Raw genomic sequence first — 17,921 nt, forward strand, 5'->3', positions numbered from 1 at the left:
TCACGCCGTCGAACCGGCCGACTGCCGGGTCCCTGTCCTTGTCGTCGATCCCTGCCGCCCTCGAATCCGCGGGGACGGACTGAGGGCCCGGAACCCGCGGATCGGCGGGTTCCGGGCCCTCAGCTCACGTCGGTGATCGCGCCGGTCACTCCCACTGGAAGCCCGGCACCTGCCCGGCCCAGGTGGTGAGGAAGGTGACCGAGGCGTCGAGGGCGCTCTCGGCGGAGGCCCCGACCTGCTCCTCGAGACGACGGCCGAGTTCGCGCAGCTCGGGGGTCGAACGCAGCGAGTCGAGCACCTGACCCTCGATCTGCGCCCACATCCAGTCGATCTGCTGGTCGGCGCGGTAGCGCGCCAGGCCGATGGTCTCGTCGATCCAGGCGCGGTGCTCCTCGACGGCCTTCCAGACGTCGTCGAGTCCGTCGCCGGTCAGGGCCGAGCAGGTCATGACCGGGGTGCGCCGTCCGCTGGACTCGTCATTGATGAGTTTCATCGCGATCGACAGGTCGCGGGCCGTCACGCGGGCCGCGGGGGCGTTGTCCCCGTCGGCCTTGTTGACGGCGATGACGTCGGCGAGTTCGAGGATGCCGCGTTTGATGCCCTGCAGCTGATCGCCGGAGCGGGCCAGCGCGAGCATGAGGAAGGTGTCGACCATGCCGGCCACCGCGACCTCGGACTGGCCGACGCCGACGGTCTCGACGATCACCGTGTCGTATCCGGCGGCCTCGACGATGATCATGGCCTCACGAGTGGCACGGGCCACACCACCGAGGTGACCCCCGGACGGTGACGGGCGGATGTAGGCCGAGTCGGACTCGGCGAGCTTGCCCATCCTCGTCCGGTCGCCGAGGATCGACCCCCCGGTGCGGGTGCTCGACGGGTCCACGGCCAGGACGGCCACCTTGTGGCCGCGGTCGATCAGCCGGCAGCCCATGGCGTCGGTGAACGTCGACTTGCCGGCGCCGGGGACACCGGTCAGGCCGACGCGGGTGGCGTTGCCCGCGTACGGGAGCAGCTTGGCGAGCAGCCTGCGCGCCAGCGGACGGTGCGCCGGCAGGACCGACTCCACCAGGGTGATCGCCCTGGCGATACCGGCGCGCTGGCCGGCCAGGACCTGGTCGGCCAGCGCATCGACGTCAATACGCCTAGGCATCCGCCGGTGCCTCGTCCGCATCGAGGGAGCTGATCAGTTCCTTGAGCAGACGCACCGCGGAGTCCGGGATGACCGTGCCGGGCGGGTAGATGTCCATGGCACCCGCATCGCGGAGCGCCTGGAAGTCATCCTCGGGGATGACGCCGCCCACGACGATGAGGATGTCCTGGCGCCCCTGGGCGTCGAGTTCCTGACGCAGCGCCGGGACGAGCGTGAGATGACCGGCCGCCAGCGACGACACGCCCACCACGTGCACGTCGGCCTCGATGGCCTGACGCGCCGTCTCCTCCGGTGTTTGGAACAGCGGGCCCACGTCGACGTCGAAGCCGAGGTCGGCGAAGGCCGTCGCGATGACCTTCTGGCCGCGGTCGTGGCCGTCCTGACCCATCTTGGCGAGCAGGATGCGGGGGCGGCGGCCCTCGAGCTGCTCGAACTTCTCCACGAGCTCCTGTGCTTCGTCCACCTCAGCCGAGTCCTTCACTTCCTTGGCGTACACGCCGGAGATCGTCCGGATCTGGGCGGTGTAGCGACCGAAGCTGCGCTCCATGGCGTCGCTCATCTCACCCACGGAGGCCATCGCGCGACCAGCATCGATGCACAGCTTGAGCAGGTTGCGGTCCGGATCGGTGGGATCGGGGTTCGCGGCGGCCCAGGCGAGCCTGTCGAGAGCGGCCTGGGCGGCCTCCTCGTCGCGCTCGGCGCGCAGCTTGACCAGTTTGGCCTTCTGCTCGGCGAGCACCTGGGAGTTGTCGACCTTGAGGACCTCGAGCGGGTCCTCGTGGTCGAGGCGGTACTTGTTCACTCCGATCAGCGGCTGGTTCCCGGAGTCGATGCGGGCCTGGGTGCGGGCCGCGGCCTCCTCGATGCGCATCTTCGGGATGCCCTGCTCGATGGCCTTGGCCATGCCGCCGGCCGCCTCGACCTCCTGGATGTGGCCCCACGCCTTGCGGGCCAGCTCCTTGGTGAGCTGCTCGACGTAGGCCGAACCGCTCCACGGGTCGACGACCCGGCAGGTGCCCGACTCCTGCTGCAGGAACAGCTGGGTGTTGCGAGCGATCCGGGCCGAGAAGTCGGTCGGCAGCGCGATGGCCTCGTCCAGGGAGTTCGTGTGCAGCGACTGGGTGTGCCCCTGGGTCGCGCCCATGGCCTCGACGCAGGTGCGGATGACGTTGTTGTACACGTCCTGGGCGGTCAGCGACCAGCCCGAGGTCTGCGAGTGGGTGCGCAGGCTCATCGACTTCGGGTTCTTCGGGCCGAACTGGTTGACGAGCTTGGCCCACAGCATGCGGGCCGCGCGCATCTTCGCGACCTCCATGAAGAAGTTGGTGCCGATGGCCCAGAAGAACGACAGGCGCGGCGCGAACTGGTCGACCTTCAGCCCCACGGACTCGCCGGCACGCAGGTAGTCGACACCGTCGGCCAGCGTGTAGGCCATCTCGATGTCGGCCGTCGCGCCGGCCTCCTGCATGTGGTAGCCGGAGATGGAGATCGAGTTCCACTTCGGCATGTTCGCGCTGGTGAACGCGAAGATGTCGGAGATGATCCGCATCGACGGCTGCGGCGGGTAGATGTAGGTGTTACGAACCATGAACTCCTTGAGGATGTCGTTCTGGATCGTTCCCGCCAGCTGCTCCATCTTGGCGCCCTGCTCCTCGGCGGTCACCACGTACAGCGCGAGGATCGGCAGCACCGCACCGTTCATCGTCATCGACACGCTCATCTGGTCGAGCGGGATGCCCGCGAACAGCTCACGCATGTCGTAGATCGAGTCGACGGCCACACCGGCCATGCCGACGTCGCCGGGCACGCGCGGGTTGTCCGAGTCGTAGCCGCGGTGGGTCGGCAGGTCGAAGGCGACCGACAGGCCCTTCTGGCCGGCCGCGAGGTTGCGGCGGTAGAAGGCGTTGGACTCCTTGGCGGTGGAGAACCCGGCGTACTGGCGGATCGTCCACGGCCGGAAGGCGTACATGGTGGCGTACGGGCCGTGCGTGAACGGCGGCAGGCCGGCGTAGGTGTCCAGCCAGTCCGCGCCCTCGTAGGCCTCCTCACCGTACAGGGTGCCGACGGGGATCTGCTCCGGGGTCACCCACTGCTCGCCGGTGCCGGCCGCCTCGGCCAGGCGGGCGAAGTCCTCGGCGGCAGAGGCCGGGACGGCCCCCGCACCGAGCTCGACGGAATCAAAACGAGGAAGAGTACTCATTCGGTCACCCCCATGACATCGAGCGTGCGTGTGAGCATGTCGACGACATCCATGCCCATGAACAGGCGGCCGTCGAAGATCTCGGCAGCCTCATCGTCCGAGATGCCCAGCTCCTTGTAGGCACCGGACAGGTAGACGGCCTTCGCACCGGCCCCGCGGAGGGCCTTGGCGACCTCGACGCCCTGCTCGGCGTAGACCTTGGCGGACGAGCACAGGTCCACGACCTGAGCGCCACTGTCCTTGAACGCGGCGACGATCTCCTCGACCGTGCCGCCCTCGACCTCGGGGGTCTCGATGCCGCCCACGTGCCAGACGGGGGCCGAGAAGCCCTCGCGGCCGCCGAAGTCGCGGCGCGTGCCGAGGCAGGCCAGGAAGACCTTCGGCTTCTCGCCGTTGGCGGCCGAGCGGTCGACGAGCTTCTCGAAGACCTCGGAGTCGCGGTGCCACTCCAGGCCGCCGAGGGCCGGGGCCTCGGGGAGGGGCTTGACCTCGACGCTCCGGGCGTCGAGCATCGGGTACTCGCTCACGGCAGTGATGGGCTGCGTGCGGTGCGCCAAGCGCTTGGCGCGCTCGGTGGCGCACTCGGCCAGGACCTCGGCGACGTGCCCGCCGGCGAGGGCCGCGGCCATGCCGCCGGCGGCCTCGGTCTTCTGGAACTCCGCCCAGCCCGCCTTGGCCAGCGTGTCGGTCAGGGACTCGACGTAGAAGGAGCCGCCGCCCGGGTCGTTGACCCGGCCGATGTTGACCTCCTCGGCCAGGATGATGCCGGTGTTGCGGGCGATCCTGCGGACGAAGTCGTCGGGCAGGCCGAAGGCGGCGCAGAACGGCAGCGTCGTGATGGACTCGGCGCCGCCGACGGAGGCGGCGAAGGTGGCGATCGTGCCACGCAGGATGTTGACGTAGGGATCCTCGCGGGTCAGCTCGCGCCAGCTGGTGACGGCGTTCTGGCGTGCGCCGCGGTTGGCCTCGTCCACGCCGAAGACCTCGCCGACCCGCTGCCAGCAGGTGCGCAGCGCACGGAGCCGGGCGATGGTGAGGAACTGGTCGTGGGTGGCCGTGACACGGAACTCGATCGTCTTGAAGGCCTCGTTGACGTCGACGCCCTGCTCGACGAGGGCACGAACGTACTCGACGCCGGTGGCCAGGGCCCAGGCGAGTTCGGCGACGTCGCCGGCACCGGCGTTGTGGTAGATCGTCGAGTCGACGGTGATCGCACTGGCCTTCGGGTAGGCGGCGATGCGCTCGACCCAGGCGCCCAGGCCGGACAGGTCAGCGGTGGTGCCCTGCAGGGCGGCCAGGCCGATGGGATCGAGCCCGAGGTTGAACGCGAGGTTGTCCTTCGGCTTGTCGCTGGCCTCGTAAACGGCCAGGAGGGCCTCGGCGGCCCCCTGCTGGTCCTCGCGGGAGGAGATCTCTACCTTGGCCATCTCGAGGAGCACACCGGACAGCACCGTAGCCACGTCGGCCGGGCTGATGGCGTCGGAGCCGGTACGCAGCCAGATGGAGGTGACGCCGCGCTCCAGGTCGGTGAGGATCGCCTTGTTGGTGAAGTCCGTGTCGGGATCCTCGTGAAGGGCGCGCACGTCCCACGCGTCGGCCTCGCCGTTGCGCACGGTGGTACCGCGCGTGAACGGGGCGACGCCCGGATAGCCCAGCGGGCCCGGGACGTCGTCGCGCCTGTACATCGGCTTGATGTCGATGCCGTCGACGGTGTGGACCGTCAGACGCTTCATGCACTGCTCGACGGAAAGCTGCTTCTCGGGGGGGCGACCACGGTTGAGAACCTTGGCCACCTCGATCTCCCACTGTTCCTCAGTGACGGCCGGGAAATCACCGGCGAGACTGAGCTGAGCGGGCGTGGCCTCTTCGGCCGCGGTGGCGCCCGATTCGGTGTTGCTCATTCGACTCCTGCTCCTGAAAGGGTCAGGGTGCGCCGGGTGGGGCGCACCGGGGACTGGCTGCCAGCCGGTCATCGACGGGCGACGGGCGCGAGCCCGACGCTCACCTGGCGTCGCCCCGGCACAGCCGGGGCGCTTCTGGTCCCGGCAGTTCCCTGCACATTCAGCCGGTGGCTTGCCCACCGGCCCTCCCGAGCAGGCACTGGCCGGGACCGCTGGCACTGACCGCCGTGGTCGGCACGGGCGATGATGCGCATCGCCGGGCACCGATCGCTTCGATCCGTGGACCCTCCGCGGGGCACGTTGCGCAGCAGCGAACGCCGCTGCGGCTGGCAGGTCTTCGGGCTCATGGGCATTCGGGATCGCTCCCGGTTCCTACCCCACCGCTTCCCAGGCCTTGCGACCCAGTGCTCGTTGTGGCGTTGTTCCCATACACCGCTGCGGGACAGCTCCGGCCTCTCACCGGCATTCCCTCTTACGACAGCCCATCTGACGATGGGCTGAACCAGCACTTCTCAATGTACACAAGTCGGCGCCGGAGCACGTCCTGGGGGCTCAGATAAGGACCGGCGCGACACCCTGCGTTCCTCGTGAGAAGACGCGCGAGGAACGCAGGATGATGAGCGACTCAGGCCGCCGCCAGTGCCGCCTGGTAGCTCGGCTCGCGTTTCTTGAGCGCCTTGATGATGCGCCCGGTGAGCGGCATGAGGGCGTACTGCAGGGTGATCTTGTACAGGTAGCCGATGATCGTGTAGTTCACGATCTGTCCGATCGTCGTCAGGCCGATCGCGCGGGAGGCGATGAGGCAGAACAGCAGCGTGTCGATGAACTCGCCCACACCGGTCGACGAGATGAGTCGCCCGTACAGGCCCTTCTCGTGGTGGCGTCGCTTGCCGAGCCACATGATGAAGGAGTTGGCGCTCTGCCCGCCCGCGAAACCGACGACACCGGCCAGGACGACCTGCCACACCGGGCCGAGAGCCAGCCGGAAGGCGGCGTCGCGGGCGGCGTTGGAGCCGTCCGACAGGCCCGGCAGCGCGATGATCACCCAGTAGATGAGCGAGCTCACGATGTTGACGACGAAACCCGTCGTAATGGCCTGGCGGGCGGCCCGGGGGCCGTAGACCTCGGTGATCGAGTCGCCGAGGATGTAGCTGAACGGGAAGATGAAGAAGGCGCCGTCGGTGAGGATCGGGCCGAACTGGACCGCCTTCGAACCGCCGATGCCCGACAGCACGATGACGACGGCCATGACCGCCAGTATGACCGGGTAGAACCGGGCGCCCGTGCTCGCATAGGCCGGGCCGGTACCCCTGGGCCCGGCGCGATGGGACCGGCCCGGAGCGCCGCTGCCGCAAGCCGGCCGCTGGGCCGATCGGGGTTCCATGGGTTCTCCTGTCACGGGCGGCAGTGTATTCACACCCTCCCGACGTCCCGGTGCGATCACGTCCAGCGCTCGGACGAGGCCCTTTCAGCTCCCCTCGTCACGCCAGGCCGCACGCACCGACGACCCCAGGGGCCCGCAAGCACACATGGCCCCGAAGATACCCTCCAGGGTATTCTTGGCCGCATGCACGGCGCACCGGGCAAGGGCCCGGGCCCACGCCGAGGAAGGAGTCCGCATGAGCGGGACAGCACCGACGAATGCCCTGGCCGATGACGACCTGGCAGCCGTCGTCAGGCGTCTGCAGCGCGCCCAGGGCCAGCTCGGCGGGATCATCCGGATGATCCAGGAGGGCCGTGACTGCAAGGACGTGGTCACCCAGATCGCGGCGGTGAGCAAGGCCGTCGACCGGGCCGGTTTCGCCGTCATCGCGGCGGGGCTGCGCCACTGCCTCGCCGACCCGCAGTCCGGCCCCGACCCGGCCGAGATGGAGCGGCTCTTCCTCTCACTGGCCTGAGGGCCGCATGACGGCCGAGCCCGGCACCCAGGTGGCAAGGCCGCCGTCGAGGTTGCGGGCCCGGCGCCCGTGTTGGGCGAGGATGCGGCAGGCGAGGTAGCCGCGCAGGCCCACCGCGCAGTACACGACGATGTCGCCGTCGGGCAGCTCATCCAGCCGGTCGCGCAGCTCGTCCAGCGGGATGAGCAGCGAGCCGGGAATGGCCGCCTGGGCGTGCTCGGCGGGCGAGCGGACGTCCAGCACGGTGGCGCCGGCGGCCACTGCCGCGTCGAGTTCGTGCCACTGCAGGTTCTCGGCCAGCCCGTCGCGCAGGTTCTCGTCGATGAAGCCGAGCATGTTCACCGGGTCCTTCGCCGAGGAGAACTGCGGCGCGTAGGCCAGTTCGAGGCGCCCCAGCTCGGCCGCACGCAGACCACCGGCCATCGCCGTCGCGATGACGTCGATGCGTTTGTCGACCCCGGACGCCCCGACCCCCTGCGCGCCCAGGATCGCGTCGGTGTCGGCGTCGACGACGAGTTTGAGGTGCATCTGCTCGGCGCCCGGGTAGTAACCGGCGTGGTCTCCCGGGTGGGTGTGGATGATGCGCAGTGCCCGGCCGGCAGCCCTGGCGCGCCTCTCGTTCCAGCCGGTGGCCGCCACCTGGAGCCCGAGGACACCGACGATGAAGCTACCGCGCACCGGCCGGTCGGCGGCGGGCCGGCCGACGATCGCGTCCGCCACGCTGCGGCCCTGCAGATTGGCGGTCTGGGCGAGTGCGACCATCGCGCCGGAGCCGTCGATCGCATCGGTCTTCTGCACCGCGTCACCCACCGCCCAGATGCCCGGAACGCTGGTGGCGAAGTGCTCGTCGACGAGGATGCCACCCTGCGAGCCGAGGGCGCAGCCGGCCTCGGCCGCCAGCTGGGAGTCGGGGCGCACGCCGATGGCCGCGACGACCAGGTCGGCCTGCTCCGCCGAGCCGTCGTCCAGGACCACCTGCGAGGACTCGATGGCGGCCGCGGTACGCCCCAGCAGCACGCGTACGCCGCTGGCGCGCAGTCGGTCGTGCACGAGTTCGGCCATCTCCGGGTCGAGCGGGGCGAGCACCTGGTCGGCGCCCTCCACGAGGGTCACCGCCAGGCCCCGGCGGGCGAGGTTCTCGACGAGTTCGACGCCGATGAATCCGCCGCCGATCACCACGGCGGTCGAGGCCCGCTCGGCGGCGGCGGCGATCGCGTCGACGTCCTCGACGGTCCGCAGGCTGAGCGCCCGTTCGATGCCGGGGATCGGCGGACGCACCGGGCGGGCGCCGGGACTCAGCAGCAGCGCGTCGTAGAGCAGTTCGCAGGTCTCCCCCGTGTCGAGTTCGCGCACGGTGAGACTGCGGGCAGCGGGGTCGACACCGATCGCCTCGTGGCGAACGCGTACGTCGATGCCGAACCGGGACGCCAGCGACTGGGGGGTCTGCAGCAGCAGCTCGGATCGCTCCTCGATGACGCCGCCCAGATAGTAGGGCAGTCCGCAGTTGGCGAAGGAGACGTGGCCGCTGCGCTCGATGACGGTGATCTGGGCGGTCTCGTCCAGCCGGCGCAGCCTGGTCGCCGCCGACATGCCGCCTGCCACTCCGCCCACGATGATGATTCTCATGGCACCATCGTGTCACATACCCCCAGGGGTATACAATCGGTCGTGTCCGGGCGCCGCCCGGTGATCGCTCACATCGAGACGTCAGGAGTGCACATGTGCCGACCCGTCACCTGCAAGATCTGCGGCAAGACCACCTGGGCCGGATGCGGCCAGCACATCGCCCAGGTGAAGGCGCAGGTGCCGCCACAGCGCTGGTGCGACGGCAGACACACGGCCGAGGAGACCGCGGCGGCCCGCAAGCCCGGGCTGCTGGGGCGTCTGCTCGGGCGCTGAACCAGGACGCCGGTCACGGACCGGCGGGAGGCCGGGCGGGCCCGGACCCGCTGACCGCCCGGCCGGTCAGTTCCGGCTCCTCGCGCAGACAGCCCGCACAGACCCAGCTGCACACGAGCGAGAGGGTCATGAGGACCACTGCCGGCCCGACGAAGCGCTGGTCGCTGGCGTCGTAGATGGTCTTCGTGGTCAGCGTGGTGAGGACCGCGCCAGCCACGCCGGCCACGCCGAGGACGTTCACGAGCGCGGCGACCCAGCCCCTCTGCCTCTCCGTGGGCGAGGCCGCGAGACACCACAGCGCGACGACCGTCAGCGCGAGGAGAACGGACAACGCCTGCGGCCAGCCGCCATCGCCGGAGCGGTTCAGCATCCCCCACTCGATGAGCCGGACCTCGTACGGCCAGTTGGCCTCGACCGACCACGGGCTGGCCAGGGCCGCGGCGAACAGCACCGCCGCGGCGCCCAGGAGAAGACGACGAAGCGCCCGCCAGACCGTGTCGGCGAAGACGGTCGCCCTCGCCCACTTCAAGCCGTCACTCACGGTCCCGTCACGATCCATGACCTCAGTCTAGGGACGTGACGGCGATCAGGACCTGCCTGCACCCCGGACCGAAACCACTGACCAGAAGGCCATCGGACCCGTCGCGCCCGAAGCCGGGCACGCGGCTGGCGGCGGACGAGGACCACATGTCCACCCGACCCGGCGCACCCGGAGGTGGCGGTCTCGGATCCGGCGGCGTCGTCACAGCCCCTGCCCCGCACACCCGCGGGACGACCCCTCATGGCAACGTCGCCCAGGGAGGGCCGGGGTCTGCCCGGAGTAGACTCACCACTCGTGCGCCTGCTCACGGGCGCCCGGCCCGCGGCTCTTCGCCGGCCGTCACCATCGTCGTGTTGGAGTCCCATGCCCGTTCGCCAGGATCTGCGAAACCTCGCCATCGTCGCCCACGTCGACCACGGCAAGACCACCCTCGTCGACGCCATGCTGTGGCAGTCCGGGGCCTTCCGGGAGGGCTCCGACGTGGAGAACCGTGTCATGGACTCCATGGACCTGGAGCGCGAGAAGGGCATCACGATCCTCGCCAAGAACACGGCGATCCGGCACACCATGACCGATGGCCGCGAGCTCACCCTCAACATCATCGACACCCCCGGCCACGCCGACTTCGGCGGCGAGGTCGAACGCGGGCTCGAGATGGTCGACGGCGTCATCCTGCTCGTCGACGCCTCCGAGGGACCGCTCCCCCAGACCCGTTTCGTCCTGCGCAAGGCGCTGGACAAGAAACTGCCGATCATCCTCGTCGTCAACAAGGTCGATCGCCCCGACGCCCGCATCGACGAGGTCGTCGACGAGACCTACGAGCTGTTCATGGACCTGCTGGACGACGAGGACGCCGGCGGTCTCGACTTCCCGATCGCCTACTGCGCCGCGAAGGCCGGCCGAGCCAGCCTCACCAAGCCGGCCGACGGCGCCCTGCCCGACTCGCGCGACCTGCAGCCCCTGTTCGACCTCATCGAGTCCTCGATCCCGGCGCCCGCCTACACCGAGGACGCCCCGCTGCAGGCCCACGTCACGAACCTCGACTCCTCGCCGTACCTCGGGCGCCTGGCCCTGTGCCGCGTCGTCGAGGGCACCGTCCGGCGCGGCCAGAACGTCGCCTGGTGCCGCCGCGACGGCTCGGTGCAGACCGTGCGGCTGTCCGAACTGCTCATGACCGAGGCCCTCGACCGGGTGAGCGTCGAGGAGGCGGGCCCCGGCGACATCATCGCGATCGCCGGCATCCCCGAGATCACCATCGGCGAGACGATCTGCGACCCGGCCGATCCCCGCCCGCTGCCGCTCATCCACGTCGACGAGCCCAGCCTGTCGATGACGATCGGCATCAACACCTCGCCGCTGGCGGGCCGGTCCGGCACGCAGCTGACCGCCCGCCTGGTCAAGAACCGCCTCGACGCCGAGCTCATCGGCAACGTCTCGATCCGGGTGCTGGACACCGACCGCCCCGACGCCTGGGAGGTGCAGGGCCGCGGCGAGCTGCAGCTGGCCGTGCTCGTCGAGATGATGCGCCGCGAGGGCTTCGAACTGACCGTCGGCAAGCCCGAGGTCGTCACCCGCCGCGACGAGAACGGCACCCTGCTGGAGCCCACCGACCGGCTCACCATCGACGTGCCCGAGGAGTTCCTGGGCACCGTCACCGAGATGATGGGCACCCGCAAGGGCACCATGGACCAGATGATCAACCACGGCTCGGGCTGGGTGCGCATGGAGTACGTCGTGCCCTCACGCGGCCTCATCGGTTTCCGCACCGAGTTCCTCACCGCCACCCGCGGCACCGGCATCATGAACCACGTCTTCGAGGGCTTCACGCCCTGGGTGGGCGAGATGCGCAGCCGCCCCACCGGCTCACTGGTGGCCGACCGGCAGGGCACCGTGTCCAGCTACGCCCTGTTCAACCTGCAGGAGCGCGGCGAGCTCTTCGTCGCCCCCGGCGACGAGGTCTACGAGGGCATGGTCGTCGGCGAGAACTCCCGGCCCGACGAGATGGACGTCAACCCCACCAAGGAGAAGCACCTCACGAACGTGCGGTCCTCCACCGGCGAGGAACTCGAACGGCTCATCCCCCCGCGCCGCATGAGCCTGGAGCAGTCCCTCGAGTTCTGCGCGGCCGACGAGTGCCTCGAGGTCACCCCCGACGTCGTCCGGGTGCGCAAGGTCGTGCTGGACGCCCGGGACCGCGCCAAGGCGCGCATCAGGAACCGCAACCAGAACGCGAACGCCTGAGGGCCACTGCACGGCTGACCGGCCCCGGCTCGGCCCAGTGCACGCCGCGCGGGGCGGCCCACGGGCTCGTATCCCGGGCGCGCCGGAACCTGGGTCAGCGCCCCCACGGCGCGGGGCGGCCCCGGCAGGGCAGGACCGGCCCCGGTCAGAGCAGCCGCCTGCGCAGCCCGGCCGGTGCCTTCACGTGCAGGCCCACGTCGGGGTCGACCAGTACCTCCTGGGCGGCGTCGACACCGTCGACGACGAGCTGGGCGTCGACGGGGACGGTGCGCTTGATCAGGCCGAGCCCGATCGGGCCGTCCTGCCAGTGCTGGGCGCTGGCGCCGATGAAGCCGACCGGCGTGCCGTCGAGCAGCAGCTCGGCGCCCGTCGCGGGCAGCTGGGAGCGCATGCCGTCGAGCAGCAGGCGCACCATGCGCCGCGGCGGGTGCCCGACGTTGTGGACACGGGCGACCGTCTCCTGGCCGCAGTAGCAGCCCTTGTCGAGGGCCGTCGCGTACAGGCCGAGCTCGTTGGGCAGGGTCCGTTCGTCGGTGTCGACGCCGATCCTCGGGATGCCGGCCGCGATGCGCAGCGCCTCCCACGCCCAGGTGCCGGCCGCCCGCTCGTCCTCGTCGGCGATCCCGGAGGCGGCGATGCGGACGAAGCCGTCGCCGAAGGGGGCGGCGAGGTCGGGGGCGAGCCCGGCGGGGACGTCCCCGGCGTTGCTGCCCGCCCAGAAGACGTGGGCTCCCGGATGGCGCTCGACGCTCACCCTGGTGCGGAAGACCATCGATTCGAGGTAGTCACCGAGCGAGCCGCCGGAGCCGGCCTGGCCGAACATCCACAGCCGCTCGCCGTCCTCGACGGCGTGCAGGACGTGCGTGATGTGGCCGGTGGGGCTGAGCACGAGCGCGTCGAGGCCGGAACCAGCCTGCAGGTCGGTGAAGACGCCGGTGGTGAGCGAGTGCAGCCACTCGTGGCGGGCGGGGCCTGTGACGCTCACGACCTCGCGGCGCCCCAGTTCGGCGACGGCCTTGCCCTCGACGATGGCGCGCTGCTCGGCCAGGGGCCGGCCGCGGTGCCACAGCAGGCCCTCGTCGGGCCCCTCGGGAACGGTGACGGCGCTCATGGCATCCTCCTGGCGGGGCTCACATGGTCCTGCGCTGCAGGCGGGCCCACATGTAGGGCTGCAGCGAGACGTCCGTGGTGGCGCGGTCGAAGGTCCACAGCAGGTCCGACTCGACGTTGCCGTAGAGGCGCTGGCCGCCGGTGTACTCCAGGGCGGCGTTCTTGGTGCGGGCCACAACATCGGTGACGAGCTCGATCTTGGCGCCGTCGATGCGGCCGTTCCAGACCTCGCTCCAGCCGTCCGGGTGGGACAGGACGACCTCGACGCCGCCGTCGGCCTGGGGCCGCCAGAAGCCGGTCTCCATGCTCAGCGGTGCGATCGGCCTGCCGTTCTCGTCCGCGACGTAGGTCTGCGAGATGTAGTGCAGGTACGGTTCGCCGTTCGTGGTGAACTCGACCTGCTGGCCGAACTCGAAGTCGCCCCGGTCGGGCCAGGTGCCGTGGCCGTTGCCGGCCCAGCGGCCAATGAGCCAGGCCAGCGGCATGAGAGCCGGGTTGAGGTCCTCGGGGATCTGGAAAGGCATCTGTCAGCGTCTCCTGTCGGTGCGGGTGAGCGGGCGGTGGCGGCGCACCTCTCGCGCCTCGCGGCGGCGCAGCCAGCGCACCACGACGCTCAGCAGGGCGATGGCCGCGGCGGCCACGACGGCCACTGCGAGAAGAAGAAGGATCACGTCGAGCATCGCCACGCGAGCAAGTCTAGGTCGCTGCGACCAGCCCCGGCCGGGCGAGACGATGGGCCCGGTGGGCTCACCGGCCGGGCGGGGCATCCAGGTATTGAGCCCGCGCCGGGCCGGCCGGAACGGTCGCCCCACACATGAGGGCGACGGCGCGCACGGTCTCCCAAGCCGGTAGTGATCCGACGGTCGCCCCACACATGAGGGCGACGGCGCGCCCATTGAGCCAGCGCCGGGTCGACCGGAACTGGACGCATGGCGGCGCGGAACGGCCCGCTGAGCCTCCGTACCGGAGCAGCCGGCCGCCGGATCTGGGCGCGTGGCGACCCCGTGATCCCGGCCGCCTCTTCCGGCCATTCAGACCGGTGACCGTGGCGCCGGCATGCTGCCGGGGACCTGCCGCCCCGCCGATGCCGTGAACAGTGGGGCGAGGAACCGGTGCGCCGTGCGAGCATGGAGCCATGCGAGTCGTCCTGCAACGCGCCCTGTCCGCCTCGGTGAGCGTCGACGGTGAGGTCGTCGGCGCCCTGCCCCGGCCCGGCCTGGTGGCGCTGGTCGGCGTCACCCACGAGGACACCGCCGACACGGCCGCGGCGATGGCCGCCAAGACCTTCACCCTGCGCATCCTGGAGGGCGAGCGATCCGCCTCCGATCTCGACGCGCCCGTGCTGGTGGTCAGCCAGTTCACGCTCTACGCCAGCACCCGCAAGGGCCGCCGCCCCAGCTGGAGCGCGGCGGCGCCCCGCCCGGTCAGCGAACCGATCGTCGAGGCCTACGTGGCGGCCCTGCGCGCAGCCGGCGCCCACGTCGAGACGGGCCGATTCGGCGCCCACATGGAGGTCGCGCTCGTCAATGACGGCCCGGTGACCATCCTGCTCGACAGCGACGACTGACCTCCGGCCGTCAAGCCCGTCTTCCTGCTGGCCTGACCTGACCCACCACCGGCCGGCGGCCGGTCGGACCGGTCACGGGCGGCATCGGATTCTGGGCGGCCCGGAGCCTGCGGATCATGCGCTCAACTATCCTGAGCCCGGGCGCGTTCGTCCCCTGGGGGCAGGCCCGGTGTGAGCAGGAGAGAGCGCTCCGGGGCGGCCCCCAGCGATCGGCCGTCGTCGAGGCGGCCGCCCGAGACGGTCCGAGACGGGAGGCAGGCATGGCCCACGCGCTGTTCGTCTGCCCGGCCGGTCTCATCCCCCCGGAGAACCTCGCTCTGCTCCAGTACGAACTCATCGCCGTGGCCAACGGCGCGGAGGCCCTCAACAACCTCGAACTCGCCGACGCCGTCATCGTCGACGCCCGGGCCGAACTCGACGCGGCCCGCACCTCCTGCCAGGTGATCACCGCCGCGAGCGGTGAGAAACCGGTGCTGCTGCTCATCGCACCCGAGTCCCTGCCCGTCGTCTCCCCCGAGTGGGGCGTCGACGACTTCATTCTCGAGGGGGCCCGGCCCGCCGAGTGGGAGGCGCGCCTGCGCCTGCTCATCGCCCCACACGAGCACGAGACGCTGTCGAGCGGTGCCATCGTCATCGACGAGTCGGCCTACACCGCCGCGGTCGGCGGCGAGCAACTCGACCTGACCTACACCGAGTTCGAGCTGCTGAAGTTCCTCGTCGCGCACCCGGGCCTGGTGCTCAGCCGCGAGGAACTGCTGAAGCACGTCTGGGGCTACGACTACTACGGCGGTACCCGCACGGTCGACGTGCACGTCCGGCGCCTGCGCGCCAAGCTCGGCACCGAGCACGACCAGTGCATCAGCACCGTGCGCAACGTCGGTTACCGCTTCGACCCCCGCGCCTGACACCGGCCAGGATCGGGTCCGGGCCGGCACACGACGAGTTCACCCTTGCGACCCGCGCTGCGCCGGCCGCCGGAGAGCGGCCATACTGGGGCCATGCACGACATTGCGCTGACCCCCACCGGGCGGGAGAGCCTCGAGACGATGCACCGCCGCATCGTCCAGCTGGGTCTGCTCGATGACAGGCCCGAGCGGGTCGGCTGGATCAGCTGCGAGGCCGGTACGTGCACCGGCACCGTGCTCACCGACGAGGAGGAACTACGCGGCGGGCCGCTGCGCTACCGGACCCACTCCGCCGTGGGGCTCGCATCACTGCCCGACGGCTACTACACGATGCGCATCACCCGCAGGGGTCTGCACATCCAGCAGTGGGACGCCGAGGACCACCTGCGCCGCGCCCTCCAAGTCGTCCGCGAGGCGGGTAGGGGCAGCTACGCGGTCTGTTTCGTGTCCGCCGTCGACGGCGACGCCGCACAGCCGCTGGGCAATGGTTTCAAGGACATGCCGGTCGAGTCGATCGCCCATCTGCGCAGGCTGCGCGCCCTGGCCGCCGACCCGCCGCGCGTCTTCGTCGTCGAGGCGAGGATGCTGCGCACCCGGCTCATCACCGACAAACCGATCGGCGACCTGCCGGTGAGCGTCGACACCAGCCTCGTGGCCCTCTACCAGCAGGAGTTCACCGGGGTGGACGCCGTGCGCCGCGACCGCGCCGCCTTCTACTCGGGCTCGGGACTGGAGCCGCTGGGCGCGGCCCGTTTCGATGACCGCTGGCCCCGGCTGTCACGGAACACCTGGCCGGCAGGGCCGGAACTGTGGCAGCTGTTCGGCGCGCCGGACGGCACGACCATCATCCTGTCCGAGGGGCTGGCAGACCCGAACCCGGACGACGGCCTGCGTGTCGAACTGTTCGCCGAGGCCGACGCCCGGATAACGCCGGGCTCCGAGCTCGAGGACTACTGGATCTTCCACACGCTGCGCCGGGTGGCCAACTTCGCGATCAACGGCGGGCTCGTCTACGAACGCATCACCCGCAGGGGCTTCTTCGTCATGCAGCTGACCGACGGTCCCGACGAGTTGCGGGGCCCCGACGGACGGGTCAACGTGCTGCTCGGCGCGCCCTCCGAGTGGATCGCCGGCGAACAGGTCTGGGGCGCCCTCGAGGTGGCGCTGGTCAGCGTCACCCTCATCGACCCGCAGCTGGTTGCCGAGCTCCAGGCCGGCGAGTCCCGCGACGCCGCCTGGCAGGAACTGCTCGAGACCGGCCGCCCCGCACTCGGGAACAACGCCCTGCGCGTGAGCGGACAGACCCCACGACCAGCACACGACTGACCCGACACCGGGCCCGCTGAATCCCCCGCCGGTCGTCCAGCAGTTGTGAGGAGTACCCGAAGGCATCAGGCGCTCCCGTCACCGCACCCCGAACTCCCCACCACCGTAACCAAGGGCATGGCCGGGAAGGATCCCCAGGGGTCGAGAGCCGGTGAGAAGCAACCCGAGCCGGTTCCGCGGAAGTCGCGTTTGGCGAGTTCGCGGTGATCCGACGGGCGGATGGCTTCTGATTCAGCGGAGTCTCGGCCCCAGCGGACGGTCACGCAACCGTGGCGCGCCCCGACAGCATCGGAGCCGTATCAGCGGCGGAACCGTTTCCCGAGCGCCCTGATGCGTCCGCCGAGTGTGCTCCTGGCCTCGGCCAGCCTGGCGACCTGATCCCACGGCAGGTGCTCGCGCACGATCCGGCAGCGTTTGCGGTACTCCCTCTCCAGGGCGGCTGCTTCCGCCGCCCGCCTCACGAGATCGGAATCCTGCCCCAATGCCTCGTTGGTCCACAGCCGCGAACCGGCATCCAGAAGACGGTTGTACGCCCTGCGTGCCGAATGGTTCGGCGTGTTCCTGGTGTAAGCACCTGCCCCAGTGGTGGCCTGACCGCGGAACCACGCCACCATGTGCTGGCGCTGTGATGCGTACCAAGGTTTCGAGTACCGGTATTCACCGTCGACGAACCCGTCGTAGTCGTCCGAGATCGGCAGGTGAGCCGGGAGCCTGCTCAACAGCCGCGCGAAGTCGAGCACGTCGAAGTCCATGGTGACCTCATTTCTCGCGTCCGCCGGGGACGACGGCACGACCCGATTCTCTCACTGAGGAAGGCGGGGCACGAGAGCTGGGTTCCCTGCCGCTGTCCGGCACAACAAGACTCACCGGCTCAGGCCACTGCACCGAGCCCTGAGCGCCACGGGTTCAGCACGCCACCGGCCTTTGCCCTGCGCACGGGTGTAGTCCAGCCCCGCGATTTACCATGTTCTGCACTCTTTCAATCAATCTGACACCCACCCCGAGCGCTTCTCACAACCTCCCCTCGCACCAGAACAACAACGAGTTCTGGAACCGGGCCTTCACCATCCACGGCCGGGAAGACCCCCCTCAACGAGGAATACTTGGATCGCCCCGGCATGGACGAGCACACCACGCCTGCACCGGCTTCCCGGACTACCATCTCGATGCTCAAGGACTT

Annotated in this window: 16 protein-coding genes and 1 riboswitch; of the genes, 6 read left to right on the top strand and 10 right to left on the bottom strand. The window is 70.3% G+C overall.

The genetic code is table 11. The features are described from left to right. Positions 1 to 145 precede the first annotated feature (145 nt). The 4 genes from meaB to D9T14_RS07750 form a co-directional block, all read right to left on the bottom strand. Positions 146 to 1,153: a methylmalonyl Co-A mutase-associated GTPase MeaB gene (gene meaB, locus D9T14_RS07735; protein ID WP_119161838.1), complete on the bottom strand. Its 1,008-nt coding sequence runs from the start codon at positions 1,151 to 1,153 to the stop codon at positions 146 to 148. After that, the gene (scpA, locus tag D9T14_RS07740) at positions 1,146 to 3,353 is read right to left on the bottom strand and encodes a methylmalonyl-CoA mutase (RefSeq protein WP_119161790.1); all 2,208 of its coding nucleotides are present in this window, start codon (positions 3,351 to 3,353) and stop codon (positions 1,146 to 1,148) included. The genes meaB and scpA overlap by 8 nt, the downstream gene beginning before the upstream one ends. Then, on the bottom strand, positions 3,350 to 5,254 hold the full coding sequence (gene mutA / locus D9T14_RS07745) for a methylmalonyl-CoA mutase small subunit (RefSeq protein WP_119161789.1): 1,905 nt from the start codon (positions 5,252 to 5,254) through the stop codon (positions 3,350 to 3,352). Before mutA ends, scpA begins: the two co-directional genes overlap by 4 nt. 311 nt (positions 5,255 to 5,565) lie before the next feature. Then, positions 5,566 to 5,776, bottom strand: a riboswitch (cobalamin riboswitch). A 103-nt stretch (positions 5,777 to 5,879) separates the two neighbouring features. Then, entirely contained in the window at positions 5,880 to 6,503 is a 624-nt protein-coding gene (locus D9T14_RS07750) for a queuosine precursor transporter (protein ID WP_232012332.1), read from the bottom strand. A 370-nt stretch (positions 6,504 to 6,873) separates the two neighbouring features. On the opposite strand from D9T14_RS07750, the gene D9T14_RS07755 reads away from it, so the two are divergent. Next, entirely contained in the window at positions 6,874 to 7,152 is a 279-nt protein-coding gene (locus tag D9T14_RS07755) for a metal-sensitive transcriptional regulator (protein WP_119161787.1), read from the top strand. Here the strand turns inward: D9T14_RS07755 and D9T14_RS07760 are convergent. Continuing rightward, a complete protein-coding gene (locus D9T14_RS07760) occupies positions 7,141 to 8,778 on the bottom strand; it encodes an FAD-dependent oxidoreductase (protein ID WP_119161786.1) in 1,638 nt (545 codons plus the stop codon). The two genes, D9T14_RS07755 and D9T14_RS07760, sit on opposite strands and share 12 nt — an antisense overlap. A gap of 93 nt (positions 8,779 to 8,871) precedes the next feature. Between D9T14_RS07760 and D9T14_RS07765 the strand changes: the two genes are divergently transcribed. Then, entirely contained in the window at positions 8,872 to 9,051 is a 180-nt protein-coding gene (locus D9T14_RS07765) for a DUF8730 family Cys-rich protein (RefSeq protein ID WP_119161785.1), read from the top strand. A 13-nt stretch (positions 9,052 to 9,064) separates the two neighbouring features. Here D9T14_RS07765 and D9T14_RS07770 read toward each other — a convergent pair whose 3' ends face one another. Beyond that, the gene (locus D9T14_RS07770; RefSeq protein WP_119161784.1) at positions 9,065 to 9,610 is read right to left on the bottom strand and encodes a hypothetical protein; all 546 of its coding nucleotides are present in this window, start codon (positions 9,608 to 9,610) and stop codon (positions 9,065 to 9,067) included. 345 nt (positions 9,611 to 9,955) lie between these two features. On the opposite strand from D9T14_RS07770, the gene typA reads away from it, so the two are divergent. Further along, positions 9,956 to 11,833 (top strand): translational GTPase TypA, encoded by a 1,878-nt coding sequence (typA, locus tag D9T14_RS07775; RefSeq protein ID WP_119161783.1) that lies wholly within the window; start codon positions 9,956 to 9,958, stop codon positions 11,831 to 11,833. A 145-nt stretch (positions 11,834 to 11,978) separates the two neighbouring features. Here typA and ygfZ read toward each other — a convergent pair whose 3' ends face one another. From ygfZ to D9T14_RS13650, 3 genes are read right to left on the bottom strand one after another with little or no spacing between them, the layout of a single operon-like run. Further along, on the bottom strand, positions 11,979 to 12,944 hold the full coding sequence (ygfZ, locus tag D9T14_RS07780; protein WP_119161782.1) for a CAF17-like 4Fe-4S cluster assembly/insertion protein YgfZ: 966 nt from the start codon (positions 12,942 to 12,944) through the stop codon (positions 11,979 to 11,981). 19 nt (positions 12,945 to 12,963) lie between these two features. Further along, entirely contained in the window at positions 12,964 to 13,467 is a 504-nt protein-coding gene (locus D9T14_RS07785; RefSeq protein ID WP_119161781.1) for a heme-binding beta-barrel domain-containing protein, read from the bottom strand. A 3-nt stretch (positions 13,468 to 13,470) separates the two neighbouring features. Next, positions 13,471 to 13,629 carry a hypothetical protein gene (locus D9T14_RS13650; RefSeq protein ID WP_170175748.1) on the bottom strand — a complete coding sequence of 53 codons (159 nt, stop codon included), beginning with the start codon at positions 13,627 to 13,629 and terminating at the stop codon, positions 13,471 to 13,473. A 449-nt stretch (positions 13,630 to 14,078) separates the two neighbouring features. Here D9T14_RS13650 and dtd point away from each other — a divergent pair, with 449 nt between their 5' ends. The 3 genes from dtd (at position 14,079) to D9T14_RS07800 (ending at position 16,741) form a co-directional block, all read left to right on the top strand. After that, a complete protein-coding gene (gene dtd, locus D9T14_RS07790) occupies positions 14,079 to 14,510 on the top strand; it encodes a D-aminoacyl-tRNA deacylase (protein ID WP_119161780.1) in 432 nt (143 codons plus the stop codon). A gap of 116 nt (positions 14,511 to 14,626) precedes the next feature. Then, the gene (locus D9T14_RS07795; protein WP_232012334.1) at positions 14,627 to 15,415 is read left to right on the top strand and encodes a winged helix-turn-helix transcriptional regulator; all 789 of its coding nucleotides are present in this window, start codon (positions 14,627 to 14,629) and stop codon (positions 15,413 to 15,415) included. Between the two features lie 93 nt (positions 15,416 to 15,508). Beyond that, positions 15,509 to 16,741, top strand: coding sequence for a hypothetical protein (locus D9T14_RS07800; RefSeq protein ID WP_119161778.1), 1,233 nt, complete (start codon positions 15,509 to 15,511; stop codon positions 16,739 to 16,741). A 299-nt stretch (positions 16,742 to 17,040) separates the two neighbouring features. Here the strand turns inward: D9T14_RS07800 and D9T14_RS07805 are convergent, their stop codons facing one another. Further along, on the bottom strand, positions 17,041 to 17,493 hold the full coding sequence (locus tag D9T14_RS07805; protein ID WP_119161777.1) for a hypothetical protein: 453 nt from the start codon (positions 17,491 to 17,493) through the stop codon (positions 17,041 to 17,043). Positions 17,494 to 17,921: the final 428 nt, after the last annotated feature.

Source organism: Propionibacterium australiense (assembly GCF_003666605.1).
Lineage (GTDB): Bacteria > Actinomycetota > Actinomycetes > Propionibacteriales > Propionibacteriaceae > Propionibacterium > Propionibacterium australiense.

Coding starts and splice junctions, on each gene's coding strand:
- typA (WP_119161783.1), top strand. CDS start 9,956: ATGCCCGTTCGCCAGGATCTGCGAAACCTCGCCATCGTCGCCCACGTC.
- ygfZ (WP_119161782.1), bottom strand. CDS start 12,944: ATGAGCGCCGTCACCGTTCCCGAGGGGCCCGACGAGGGCCTGCTGTGG.
- D9T14_RS07760 (WP_119161786.1), bottom strand. CDS start 8,778: ATGAGAATCATCATCGTGGGCGGAGTGGCAGGCGGCATGTCGGCGGCG.
- mutA (WP_119161789.1), bottom strand. CDS start 5,254: ATGAGCAACACCGAATCGGGCGCCACCGCGGCCGAAGAGGCCACGCCC.
- D9T14_RS07755 (WP_119161787.1), top strand. CDS start 6,874: ATGAGCGGGACAGCACCGACGAATGCCCTGGCCGATGACGACCTGGCA.
- meaB (WP_119161838.1), bottom strand. CDS start 1,153: ATGCCTAGGCGTATTGACGTCGATGCGCTGGCCGACCAGGTCCTGGCC.
- D9T14_RS07785 (WP_119161781.1), bottom strand. CDS start 13,467: ATGCCTTTCCAGATCCCCGAGGACCTCAACCCGGCTCTCATGCCGCTG.
- D9T14_RS07795 (WP_232012334.1), top strand. CDS start 14,627: ATGCGCTCAACTATCCTGAGCCCGGGCGCGTTCGTCCCCTGGGGGCAG.
- D9T14_RS07805 (WP_119161777.1), bottom strand. CDS start 17,493: ATGGACTTCGACGTGCTCGACTTCGCGCGGCTGTTGAGCAGGCTCCCG.
- D9T14_RS07800 (WP_119161778.1), top strand. CDS start 15,509: ATGCACGACATTGCGCTGACCCCCACCGGGCGGGAGAGCCTCGAGACG.
- dtd (WP_119161780.1), top strand. CDS start 14,079: ATGCGAGTCGTCCTGCAACGCGCCCTGTCCGCCTCGGTGAGCGTCGAC.
- D9T14_RS07765 (WP_119161785.1), top strand. CDS start 8,872: ATGTGCCGACCCGTCACCTGCAAGATCTGCGGCAAGACCACCTGGGCC.
- D9T14_RS07770 (WP_119161784.1), bottom strand. CDS start 9,610: ATGGATCGTGACGGGACCGTGAGTGACGGCTTGAAGTGGGCGAGGGCG.
- scpA (WP_119161790.1), bottom strand. CDS start 3,353: ATGAGTACTCTTCCTCGTTTTGATTCCGTCGAGCTCGGTGCGGGGGCC.
- D9T14_RS07750 (WP_232012332.1), bottom strand. CDS start 6,503: ATGGCCGTCGTCATCGTGCTGTCGGGCATCGGCGGTTCGAAGGCGGTC.